General features: G+C 61.2%; 9 protein-coding genes. 8 read left to right on the top strand and 1 reads right to left on the bottom strand.

Annotated features, from left to right (window positions below):
• The first annotated feature begins 197 nt into the window (after positions 1-197).
• The 7 genes from ACEN2T_RS19250 (at position 198) to yccS (ending at position 10,702) form a co-directional block, all read left to right on the top strand.
• A complete protein-coding gene (locus ACEN2T_RS19250; protein ID WP_099601671.1) occupies positions 198-1,640 on the top strand; it encodes a TldD/PmbA family protein in 1,443 nt (480 codons plus the stop codon).
• Positions 1,640-2,956 carry a TldD/PmbA family protein gene (locus ACEN2T_RS19245; RefSeq protein WP_442117318.1) on the top strand — a complete coding sequence of 439 codons (1,317 nt, stop codon included), beginning with the start codon at positions 1,640-1,642 and terminating at the stop codon, positions 2,954-2,956. Before ACEN2T_RS19250 ends, ACEN2T_RS19245 begins: the two co-directional genes overlap by 1 nt.
• A gap of 183 nt (positions 2,957-3,139) precedes the next feature.
• Positions 3,140-4,030, top strand: coding sequence for an alpha/beta fold hydrolase (locus ACEN2T_RS19240; protein ID WP_442117317.1), 891 nt, complete (start codon positions 3,140-3,142; stop codon positions 4,028-4,030).
• Positions 4,031-4,065: 35 nt separating this feature from the next.
• On the top strand, positions 4,066-5,493 hold the full coding sequence (gene mdtD, locus ACEN2T_RS19235) for a multidrug transporter subunit MdtD (protein WP_032884036.1): 1,428 nt from the start codon (positions 4,066-4,068) through the stop codon (positions 5,491-5,493).
• 130 nt (positions 5,494-5,623) lie between these two features.
• On the top strand, positions 5,624-6,961 hold the full coding sequence (dbpA, locus tag ACEN2T_RS19230) for an ATP-dependent RNA helicase DbpA (protein ID WP_233897098.1): 1,338 nt from the start codon (positions 5,624-5,626) through the stop codon (positions 6,959-6,961).
• Between the two features lie 158 nt (positions 6,962-7,119).
• On the top strand, positions 7,120-8,298 hold the full coding sequence (locus tag ACEN2T_RS19225; RefSeq protein ID WP_442117316.1) for an NAD(P)/FAD-dependent oxidoreductase: 1,179 nt from the start codon (positions 7,120-7,122) through the stop codon (positions 8,296-8,298).
• Positions 8,299-8,518: 220 nt separating this feature from the next.
• Positions 8,519-10,702, top strand: coding sequence for a YccS family putative transporter (yccS, locus tag ACEN2T_RS19220; protein ID WP_032884039.1), 2,184 nt, complete (start codon positions 8,519-8,521; stop codon positions 10,700-10,702).
• Positions 10,703-10,811: 109 nt separating this feature from the next.
• Here the strand turns inward: yccS and ACEN2T_RS19215 are convergent, their stop codons facing one another.
• Positions 10,812-11,549, bottom strand: a complete 738-nt coding sequence (locus tag ACEN2T_RS19215) for a substrate-binding periplasmic protein (protein ID WP_032884040.1) — start codon at positions 11,547-11,549, stop codon at positions 10,812-10,814.
• Between the two features lie 201 nt (positions 11,550-11,750).
• On the opposite strand from ACEN2T_RS19215, the gene ACEN2T_RS19210 reads away from it, so the two are divergent.
• Positions 11,751-12,203, top strand: coding sequence for a GNAT family N-acetyltransferase (locus ACEN2T_RS19210; protein ID WP_095185098.1), 453 nt, complete (start codon positions 11,751-11,753; stop codon positions 12,201-12,203).
• Positions 12,204-12,268 lie beyond the last annotated feature (65 nt).

Genomic DNA, 12,268 nt, shown 5'->3' with positions numbered 1-12,268 from the left:
CACTGCGGTGCCTTCATCGGGGGCAAGCCCCCTCCCACATTTGAATGTATTCACAAATCAAATGTGGGAGAGGGCTTGCCCCCGATAGGGCCCTATCAGGCACTGCAAACCTTACCTCTACACTTTCCTTGATCAGCCCCCAGCCCAGGCCTACTCTGTTTGCTTGCCCGCGCTGAGCTGCCCACAAGGAAGGCCCCATGTTCGAACACCACGCCACACTCAAACGGCATTTCAGTGCCCTGCGCACTACCGCCGATTTCTTCTCCCTACGCTACGTTCGCGAATCCGGCCAGTACCTGTCGGTGCGCAAGAACGTCGCCGAACCGCCACACTTGAGCAACGACGAAGGCGCCATGCTCACCGTGCGTCTCAACGGTGTCGAAGCCTACGCCGCGACCAACGACATTTCCCTTGCCGGCCTGCAAGCCGCCCTTGAGCGCGCAGAACAGCAAGCCCGGCAAATCAAGCCTCACGCCCTGCTGGATGTGCGCGACCAACACGTCTCCAGCGACATCGCCGACTATCTGTCGCCTGACCTCGACCAAGCCTTCCCGTCCCTAAGTGACTGCTATCACCTGCTTGGCGACGAATCGGCCGCCGTGCCCAAGGACGAGCGCCTGGTCAGTTGGGACGTCAGCCTGGGTCTGACCCACGTCGAGCAGATCTACCTCAATACTGCCGGCGCCGAGCTGCGCCAGGCCCAGCGTTTTGTGTTCCCTGGCGTCAACGTTACAGCCTTTGACGGCAACGACAGCCAGACCCGCACCCTCGGCGGCAGCAACTTTGGCCAGCAAGGCGGCTTTGAGGTGATCAACCGTTTCGGCCTGGTCGGCGCGGCCCCGCGCATTGCCGACGAAGCCCTGCAACTGCTCCTGGCGCCGAACACGCCCCAAGGCCCGCGCGACCTGCTGCTGATGCCTGACCAGATGATCCTGCAGATCCACGAGTCCATCGGCCACCCGCTGGAACTGGACCGTATTCTCGGCGACGAGCGCAACTACGCCGGCACCAGTTTTGTGAAGGCCAGCGACTTTGGCCACCTGCAATACGGCTCCAAGCTGCTCAATGTGACGTTCGACCCGAACATTCCCGAACAGCTCGCCAGCTACAGCCATGACGACGACGGCACCGCCGCCAGCAAGCAATTCCTGATACGCGAAGGCCTGTTGATCAAGCCGCTGGGTGGGGCGCTGTCGCAATTTCGATCCGGCATGAGCGGCGTAGCCAACAGCCGCGCCAGCAGTTGGAACCGCGCGCCGATCGACCGCATGGCCAACCTGAATATCGAAGCCGGCGACAAGAGCCTGGCGCAACTGATTGGCGGCATCGAAAACGGCATCCTGATGTCGACGAACCGTTCATGGTCCATCGACGATGCGCGCAACAAATTCCAGTTCGGCTGCGAATGGGGCCAGTTGATTGAAAACGGAGAGCTCAAGGGCGTGGTGAAGAACCCCAACTACCGAGCTATTTCCGCGCAGTTCTGGCGCAAGCTCAGCGCCGTGGGTGACGCCAGCACCACCAAGGTGCTGGGCACGCCGAACTGCGGCAAGGGCGAACCCAACCAGGTGATCCGTGTCGGCCACGCCTCACCCGCGTGTGTGTTCAGCAACATTGACGTATTTGGGGGAGATGCCTGATGAATACCTTCAAGGCATTGGTGGAGTGGCTCAAGCAGGCCATCACCGAAAAGGAACAATTTCACCTGAGCTATGCGGCCGAGGCGTCCGAGTTCGTGCGGTTCAACCACGCCAAGGTGCGCCAGGCCGGACAAGTGCAACAGGCCAGCCTCAACCTGAAACTGATCAACGATGGCCGCCACGCCGACCTCGCTATCACCCTGGCCGGCACGCCTGAGCTGGACCGCCAGCGCCTCGCCGATGGCCTGCAACAACTGCGCGAAACATTGCCGTTGCTGCCCCATGACCCGTATCTGTTGCTCAACCACGATGCCTGGCACAGCCACAACGAACAGGCCCAGCCGCTGCCCGATCTGGCCCTCGTGCTGGAGGACATCAGCCAGTCCACTGACGGCGTGGACTTGGTTGGCATCTACGCCGCCGGGCCGATCAGCCGTGGCTTTGCCAGTTCCGATGGGGCATTCGGCTGGCACCAGGCCAATAGCTTCAACTTCGACTTCAGCCTGTTCCATGCCAACGGCGAAGCGGTAAAGGCCAACTATGCCGGGCACACCTGGGACAGCGCCGAGTTCGCCCGCCGCTTGCAACAGGCCCGCAACCAGCTTGAGTTCCTCGGTCGACCGTTGCACACCCTGGCGCCCGGGCAGTATCGCGCCTACCTCGCCCCGGCGGCGCTGGAAGAAATCATCAGCATCATCACTTGGGGTGGTTTCTCAGCACAGGCCATCGCCAGCAAAGGCAGCTCACTGCAAAAGCTGTACGCGGGCGAGCAACACCTCAACCCGCTGGTAACAGTGAACGAACACGTCAGCGGCTCCCTGAGCCAGGCGTTTTCCAGCGAGGGCTACCCGCGCGGCGATGTCACGCTGATCAACGCGGGCAAGGCCGAAGGCCAACTGGTTAACTCGCGCAGTGCCGCCGAATATGGTCTCAGCACCAACGGCGCCAGCAGCGACGAATCCCCCAGTGCCTTGCAGATGGCAGCGGGCAGCCTGTCCGAAGCTGACATCCTCAAACAACTCGGCACCGGGCTGTACATCAGCAACCTGTGGTACCTGAACTATTCAGACCTGCCCGCCGCCCGCCTCACCGGCATGACGCGCTTCGCCACGTTCTGGGTGGAAGACGGCGAGATCAAGGCGCCGGTCAGCACCATGCGGTTTGATGACAGCGTCTACAGCCTGCTCGGCTCGCAGTTGGAAGCCCTAACCGCTGAGCGCGAGTTGCTGCTGTCGGCCAGCACCTACGGACAGCGCAACACTGCATCCAACCTGTTGCCGGGGGCCTTGGTAAAACGCCTGACCCTGACTCTCTAAACATCAAATGCCTGTGGGAGGAGCCCCTCCCACAGTGTTTTGTGCTGATTTCAGACATCCCGGTTTCGGCCCTTCCTACCGTAAATTCTCTTCCTGTCCGTTTGCACGGGCGGCCTGTTGTCGCCTGCAAAAAACCTCGCTATAACAGCTAGTGGCATACCGCCACACACTGGAAGTACTGCGATGAACCATGGAAGTTTCGTCATACAAAAGCTGTTCAAACACTACAACGTTCACATGGAGCAACTGGGTCACGACCCGCAAAAGAAAACGGTACTGATGGTCAATGGCGCGCTCTCCACCACCCGCTCCTTCGCCCGCACCAGCAAATGCCTGGCCGAGCATTTCAATGTGCTGCTCTTCGATTTGCCATTCTCCGGCTATTCCCGCGAGCACAACACCGACCTGGACCTAGTGACCAAAGACGACGAAGTGCAGATGCTGCGCGCCCTGGTAGAACGCTTCGAGGTCAACCACCTGGTATCGGCCTCCTGGGGTGGCATCTCCACGCTGCTGACCCTCGCGCACAACCCGCCGTCCATCGAAAGCTCTGTGGTGATGGCCCTGGCGCCCAACCTCAACCAACCCATGCTCGACTACGTGGAGCGCGTGCGTGTGCTGATCGAGGCCGATGACAAATCCGCTGTCGGCCACTTGCTCAACGAGACGGTCGGCAAATACCTCTCGCCCCGGCTCAAACGAAATAACCACCGTCACCTGTCGACCATGGCCACCACCGAGTACCGCCAGGCGCGCTTCCATATCCATCAGGTACTCGGTCTGGGTGACGGCAACTACCTGCCAGCACTGCGGCAGATTGAAACGCCGGTGCATTTCCTCAACGGCGCCCTGGACGAATACACCCCGGCCGCCGAAGCTCAGCTGTTCAAGCATTACGTGGCCCGCAGCAGCTTTGCAGTGGCCGAGCACACCGGTCATTTGCTTGATCTGGAGTCCCGCGAGGCCGCGTTATCGGTGCACCGCGCGCTGCTGAATTTTTTGGTGGGCGAGCACACGGTGTTGTCGGACTTAGACGAACCGCCAGTGGGAAAAAGCGCGACGAATGGCGCATAATCGCCAACACATAGCCTGCTAACAAAAGGGTTCCCATGCCGAATCGCGTCCCGCTCGATGACAAGACCGCCCGCTGGCTCCCCTGGGTGGTGGCGATTGCCTTCTTCATGCAGTCGCTGGACGGGACGATTCTGAATACGGCGCTGCCGGCAATGGCGCGGGACCTCGCCGAGAACCCGCTGCGTATGCAAGGTGTGGTGATCGCCTACATGCTCACCGTCGCCCTGCTGATCCCGGCGTCCGGCTGGATTGCCGACCGCTTCGGCACTAAGAAAATCTTCTTTGGCGCGATCATGCTGTTCAGCATCGGCTCCTTGCTGTGCGCCTTGTCCAGCAGCCTGACCATGCTGGTGGGTGCGCGGGTGATCCAAGGCTTGGGCGGCGCGCTGATGCTGCCGGTCGGAAGGCTGGTCGTTCTCCGTGCTTACCCGCGCTCCGAGCTGGTGCGGATCATGGGCTTCATCACCATTCCTGGCCTGCTCGGCCCATTGCTCGGCCCGACCATGGGCGGCTGGATGGTGCAATACCTGACGTGGCACTGGATCTTCCTGATCAACCTGCCGGTGGGCATGATCGGCTGCTACGCCGTGTGGAAATTCATCCCCGACCTGCGCGGCAGCGAGCGCACACGCTTTGATGGCCTCGGCTTTTTGCTGTTCGGCGCGGCGATGGTGTTGATCACCATCGCGATGGAAGGCCTGGGCGAACTGCACCTTCCGCACCTGCGGGTGATGTTGCTGCTGTTCGGCGGGCTGGCGTGCCTGGCGGCGTATTGGCTGCGGGCCGGGCATATCGACAATGCGCTGTTCTCGCCGGTGCTGTTCAAGACGCGCACGTTTGCGGTGGGCATTCTGGGCAACCTGTTCGCCCGCTTGGGCAGCGGCGCGCTACCGTTCCTGGTGCCGCTGTTGTTGCAGGTAGCGCTGGGTTATTCGCCATCGCAAGCCGGTATGAGCATGCTGCCACTGGCGGCGGCGGCTATGTTTGCCAAGTCCGTGGCGCGTCCGTTGATCGAGCGCCTGGGTTATCGCATCGTGCTCACCGGCAATACCCTGGCGCTGGGGATGATGCTCGCCAGCATGGGTCTGGTTACGGAACAGACGCCCTACCCTTTGCTGCTGGGCATGCTCGCGGTGCTGGGGGCGATCAACTCCCTGCAATTCACCGCCATGAACACAGTGACCCTGATCGACCTCGACGACGCTCAGGCCAGCAGCGGCAACAGTTTGCTTTCGGTGGTGGCGCAACTGTCTCTGAGCCTGGGCGTGGCCTGCGCCGGTGCGCTGCTCGGCGGCTTCACTGCCGAATCGGGCAATGATGGCGTGGAAAGTGTGTTGGGCGCCTTCCAGTTGACCTTCCTCACCGTGGGCATCATGGCGATGCTGGCGGCGGCGATCTTCCTGCAACTGTCGCCAACAGACGGCAAACGGGTGGTCAACCCGGACCAACATATCGAGCATTAAGCGGCGTCTCGTCTAGAACTTGCGGGGAAATTCCCACAGGGCTGGTACACTGCGCGACATTTTGTTTTGCAGAGCCAGTCCCGTGACTACCATCGCCACCGCTTTTAATACTTTGCCCCTGTCCGCCGCCATGCTGGCTAACCTCGACTCGCTGGGTTATGTCGAGATGACGCAGATCCAGGCGCAAAGCTTGCCGGTGATCCTCAAAGGGCTGGACCTGATTGCCCAGGCCAAGACCGGCAGCGGCAAGACCGCTGCATTCGGTATCGGCCTGTTGAACCCGATCAACCCGCGCTACTTCGGCTGCCAGGCGCTGGTGATGTGCCCGACGCGTGAACTGGCCGACCAGGTCGCCAAGGAAATCCGTCGCCTGGCCCGCGCCGAAGACAACATCAAGGTCCTGACCCTGTGCGGCGGCGTGTCCCTCGGCCCGCAGATCGCCTCCCTTGAGCACGGCGCCCACGTGATCGTCGGCACCCCGGGCCGCATCCAGCAACACCTGCGCAAAGGTTCGCTGGTGCTGGACGGCTTGAACACCCTGATCCTCGACGAAGCCGACCGCATGCTCGACATGGGCTTCTACGACGCGATCGAAGACATCATCAGCAAGACCCCACCACGCCGCCAAACCCTGCTGTTCTCGGCCACCTACCCGGTGAGCATCAAGCAGCTGGCCTCGAAGTTCATGCGCGCGCCGCAGCAAGTGAAAGCCGAAGCGTTCCACTCCGACGACCAGATCGAGCAGCGTTTCTACGAGATCTCCCCGGAAGAACGCATGGACGCCGTGACCAAGGTGCTGGCGCATTTCCGCCCGGCTTCCTGCGTGGCGTTCTGCTTCACCAAGCAGCAAGTACAGGAAACCGTCGATCACCTGACGTCCAAGGGCATTTCCGCCGTTGGCCTGCATGGCGACCTGGAACAGCGCGACCGTGACCAGGTGCTGGCGATGTTCGCCAACCGCAGCACCTCGGTGCTGGTCGCCACCGACGTCGCCGCCCGTGGCCTGGACATTGACGCGCTGGACATGGTGATCAACGTCGAACTGGCCCGCGATTCGGAAATCCATATCCACCGCGTCGGCCGTACCGGTCGTGCGGGCGAGACCGGCATCGCAATCAGCCTGGTGGCGCCGTCCGAAGCGCACCGCGCCCAAGCCATCGAGCAACTGCAGAAGTCGCCGCTGAACTGGGACCAACTGGACAACCTCAAGCCGCAAAGCGGCGGTCCGTTGCTGCCGGTGATGAGCACCCTGTGCATCGCCGCAGGCCGTAAAGACAAAGTACGTCCGGGCGACATCCTCGGCGCACTGACCGGCGAAGCCGGCATCCCGGGCGCCCAGGTCGGCAAGATCGCGATCTTTGACTTCCAGGCCTTTGTGGCTGTTGAGCGCGGAATCGCCAAGCAAGCGTTGCAGCGTTTGAATGACGGCAAGATCAAAGGCCGTTCGTTGCGCGTTCGGATCCTGTAACACGATCTCCGCACCAATGGAGATCCAATGTGGGAGGGGGCTTGCCCCCGATAGCGGAGTGTCAGTCAATATAGATGTGACTGAACCGCCGCTATCGGGGGCAAGCCCCCTCCTACATTAATTGCATTCCAAATCAGAATTTGTATGAGGACACCGTTTTGCGCTCGACCGAAGTTGTGATCATTGGCGCCGGCGCCGCAGGCTTGATGTGCGCACTGACCGCCGCCGGGCGCGGGCGCAAGGTGATGCTGATCGACCATGCGAACAAGGCCGGCAAGAAGATCCTGATGTCCGGCGGTGGCCGCTGCAATTTCACCAATATGTACACCGAGCCGGCCAACTTCCTCTCGCACAACGCGCACTTCTGCAAATCCGCCCTGGCCCGCTACACCCAGTGGGACTTTATCGGGCTGGTGGCCAAGCACGGCGTGCCGTATCACGAGAAGAAGCTGGGCCAGTTGTTCTGCGATAACAAGTCCAGCGACATCCTCGGCATGCTGCTCGATGAATGCATCCAGACCGGCGTCAGCATGCACTTGGACACGTCGATCCAGGAGATTGCCAAGGTCGACGGCGGCTACCAGTTGCAAACCACGCTGGGTGAGTTGCGCTGCGAATCCTTGGTGGTCGCCACCGGCGGCTTGTCGATTCCGACCCTGGGCGCCACCGGTTTTGGTTATCAAGTGGCCAAGCAATTCGGTCACGAACTGCTGCCAACCCGCGCCGGGCTGGTGCCGTTCACCATCACTGATCAGCTCAAGGACTTGTGCGGCGAGTTGTCCGGCACCTCCGTGGACTGTCTGGTCAGCTGCAACGACCAGAGCTTTCGCGAGAACATTCTGTTTACCCACCGTGGCCTGAGCGGTCCGGCGATCTTGCAGATTTCCTCCTATTGGGAATCCGGCGACACCGTGGAAATCAACCTGCTGCCCGACCACGACGCCCACACCTGGCTGCAACAGCAACAGGTCGAGCGCCCCAACAGCGAGCTGAAAACCCTGCTGGGTGAGATCTTCACCAAGAAGATGGCCAACCTGCTGGCGGACACCTGGTTTGCGTCCAAGCCGATGAAGCAGTACACCCACGCCGAAATCGCCGACATCGCGCAGAAGCTGGGGAGCTGGCAGCTGGTGCCAGCGGGCACCGAGGGCTATCGCACCGCCGAGGTGACGTTGGGTGGGGTGGACACGCGGGAAGTGTCGTCCAAAACCATGGAATCGCTGAAAAGCCCTGGCTTGTACTTTATTGGCGAAGTACTGGACGTGACCGGTCACCTGGGCGGATTTAACTTCCAGTGGGCGTGGGCCTCCGGTTACGCGGCCGCGCAGTTTGTTTGACACGACGCAGTAAAAAATGTGGGAGGGGGCTTGCCCTCGATAGCGGAGTATCAGTCACCGATATTCTGGCTGACACGCTGCAATCGGGGGCAAGTCCCCTCCCACATTTTGATTTGAGGTGTGCCTGCGAATAATTTGTTGTCAGATGTGATCACCACCCTTGCCGTGGCGTCACTGATGGCTCAATTTAACGGCATCGTCCCGGAAGACTCACGACTTCATGTCATCGACCTCGTTCAAGCAGTCTATGCGGCGCCTGTGGGCGCTGGATAAATTCAGTTACAGCATTCGGGTATTCATCGCCCTCACCGGCAGCATGGCGCTGTGCTGGTATCAGGATGAAATGACGCTGCTGATCCCGCTGTTCCTGGGGATTATCGCCAGCGCCCTGGCTGAGACCGACGACAGTTGGCAGGGCCGCCTCAATGCCCTGGCAGTAACGCTGGTGTGCTTCAGCATCGCCGCGCTGTCGGTGGAATTGCTGTTCCCTTACCCCTGGATTTTCGCCATCTCCCTGGCCCTGGCGACGTTCGGCCTGACGATGCTCGGGGCGCTGGGCGAACGCTATGGCGCGATTGCGTCGGCCACCTTGATTCTGTCGGTCTACACCATGATCGGCGTGGACCAGCGCGGCGGCGCCGTCAGTGATTTCTGGCATGAGCCGTTGCTGCTGGTGGCCGGCGCGGCCTGGTACGGCGCGTTGTCGGTGCTGTGGCAGGCGCTGTTTTCCAACCAGCCGGTGCAGCAGAGCCTGGCGCGGCTATTCCGCGAGTTGGGGCGCTACCTCAAGCTCAAGTCGTCGCTGTTTGAACCGATCCGCCAGCTGGATGTAGAGGCGCGCCGCCTGGAACTTGCCCAGCAAAATGGCCGGGTGGTGGCCGCGCTGAATGCCGCGAAAGAAATCATCCTGCACCGCGTGGGCAATGGCCGACCGGGGTCGAAGGTCAGTCGCTACCTCAAGCTGTATTTCCTGGCCCAGGACATCCACGAACGCGCCAGCTCATCCCACTACCCTTACAACGCCCTGGCCGATGCGTTCTTCCACAGCGATGTGCTGTTCCGCTGTCAGCGCTTGCTGCGCCAACAAGGCAAGGCCTGCCAGGCCCTGGCCGAGTCGATCCAACTGCGCCAACCGTTCATCTATGACGACAGCTTCGCCGAAGCCCTGAGCGACCTGAACGCCTCCCTGGAACACTTGCGCATCCAGAGCAACCCGGCCTGGCGCGGCCTGCTGCGTTCGTTGCGCGCCCTGGCGGCCAACCTGTCCACCCTTGACCGCCTGCTCGGCGACGCGAGCAACCCCGACGCCCTGGCCGACGCCACCGACAGCAACCTGTTGGACCGCGCGCCGCGCAACCTCAAAGAAATGTGGACGCGCCTGCGCACCCAACTCACGCCGACGTCGCTGCTGTTCCGACACGCGTTGCGCCTGTCACTGGCGCTGACCATCGGCTACGGCACCTTGCATGCCATCCACGCCTCCCAAGGTTATTGGATCATCCTCACCACCCTGTTTGTGTGCCAGCCCAACTACGGTGCGACGCGGCGCAAGCTCGGCCAGCGGATCATCGGCACCGCTATCGGCCTCACCGTGGCCTGGGCGCTGTTCGACCTGTTCCCAAGCCCCTTGGTGCAATCGATGTTCGCCATCGCTGCCGGCCTGGTGTTCTTTATCAACCGCACCACCCGCTACACCCTGGCCACAGCAGCAATCACCCTGATGGTGCTGTTCTGCTTTAACCAGGTGGGGGATGGCTACGGGCTGTTTTTGCCACGGCTGTTCGATACTTTGCTCGGCAGTTTGATCGCCGGCCTGGCCGTGTTCCTGTTCCTGCCGGACTGGCAAGGCCGTCGCCTGAATAAAGTGCTGGCCAACACCCTGACCTGCAACAGCATCTACCTGCGCCAGATCATGCAGCAATACGCCGCCGGCAAAAGCGACGACCTGGCCTATCGCCTGGCCCGCCGCAACGCGCACAACGCCGATGCGGCGCTGTCCACCACGCTGGCGAACATGTTGATGGAGCCGGGGCATTTTCGTAAGGAGGCGGATGTGGGCTTCCGTTTCCTGGTGTTGTCCCACACCTTGCTCAGCTACTTGTCAGGCCTCGGAGCCCACCGCGATACGCCATTGCCGGCTGAGGTGCGCGAGCATCTGATCGACGGCGCGGGTAAAACCCTCGCTGCGAGCATCGATGAAATCGCGACAGGTTTGGCCAACAAGCAACCCATTGCGATCCAAAGCGACGCCGAGGAAGCCCTGGCGGCGGACTTGGAGCAGATGCCGGATGAGATTGATGAAGGGCAGCGATTGGTGCAGACACAGTTGGCCTTGATTTGCCGGCAGTTGGGGCCTTTGCGCACCTTGGCGGCGCACCTGATCAAAGATACCAGCGCGGCTTAGGCCGCTATCGGGGGCAAGCCCCTCCCACACTTGATCGGATTCACACGGTCCAAATGTGGGAGGGGCGGTGCGACGATTCGACTTGCTCCCGATGAGGCCCGCACAGGCACTACATGCCATGGGCCTTCATCAACCGCGCATAACTGCCATCGACCTTCATCTTGGCAATCTCGCGGTCAAAGCTCGCCACGATCTGCGCGTGCTCAGGGTTCTTCAGGCTCACCAGAATATGCAGGCTGTTTTCACTCAGCGGCTGTGGCAGGAACTCCACCGTATTGCGCACCCGGGCCGACTCCCGTGCCAGGTAAAAGCGCGCCACATATTCATCCTCCACCGTCAGCCGCACCCGCTGCGCCGCCAGCATGCGCACGGCCATGGCGAAGTTATGCACAGGCACTTTCTGCAACTGCGCATCCCCATCGAACGCCGCTGAATACGCATAACCACGTACCACCGCGATGGGATAGTCGTGCAGTTGCTGCAGGTTCTGAAACTCGATGGGGTCGTCACGGCGCTTGATAAAACGCACGCGGTTGAGCAGGTATTCGCCGGAGAATTGCCCCAAGTGCGTACGCGCGTCGTCGTACCAGGCGTTGACCAGCACGTCATAGCGCCCGTCACCCACGCCCATCAGCGCGCGAGCCCAGGGCACCTGCTCGAAATCGCTGGCATAGCCCGCGCGCGCCAAGGCCGTGCTGACAATATCAGTGGCCAAGCCCCCGTTGATCAGCGTGGCATCGGTAAAGGGCGGCCAGGCATCCGCGACCAGGCGCAGGCGCTGTGCACATGCAGGCGTTGCCAGCAGCAACACTCCAATCAAAGCAACGGCACGAGAGAATCGCGGCATGCTCAAAATCCTTGGCGGACAGGCGGTGGCCTTAGCTCAGGCTGCGCCTGAGGTTCTAACATTAGCTCAGATTACACAAAGAAACGGCCGCCGCCTGCACTCAATAGTGGCAAATTGATTTCATTCACAAAAATAGTTGATTTAGACACCGAAGCCCGTCGCGCCTACTATCCAGAACAGACATTTACGAGAGAACACACCATGACAGTCGATTGGGTCTGCAAACATCACACCGACCTGGGCAAGGAGCAGCTATACGCCATCCTACGCTTGCGCTGCGAGGTTTTCGTTGTCGAGCAGAAGTGCGTTTATCAGGACATCGACGGGCAGGATCTGACGGGTGATACCCACCACCTGATGGCTTGGAAAGACGATGAACTGATGGCCTACCTGCGCCTGCTGGATCCGGAATCCCAAGGTGGCGATGTGGTTATCGGTCGGGTGATCGTCGCACCGGCGGCACGGGGTACCGGGCTGGGGCACGAGATGATGGAGGAAACTCTCAAGCAGATTGAGGAGACCTGGCCTGAGACGCCGATATTCCTGTCAGCCCAGGCGCATTTGCAGGGCTATTACGGGCGGTATGGGTTTGTGGTGGCGGGTGAGGAATACCTGGAGGATGACATTCCACATATTGGTATGCGGCGCGCTTAAGGCCGCCATCGGGGGCAAGCCCCCTCCCACAGTTTGAATGTGTGAATACATTCAAACTGTGGGAG

Source organism: Pseudomonas sp. W22_MBD1_FP4, assembly GCF_052113765.1.
In the GTDB taxonomy this organism is placed as follows: Bacteria; Pseudomonadota; Gammaproteobacteria; order Pseudomonadales; family Pseudomonadaceae; genus Aquipseudomonas; species Aquipseudomonas sivasensis.
Note: the sequence above shows the minus strand (reverse complement) of the source record. Positions and strands in the feature narration are given on the sequence as shown.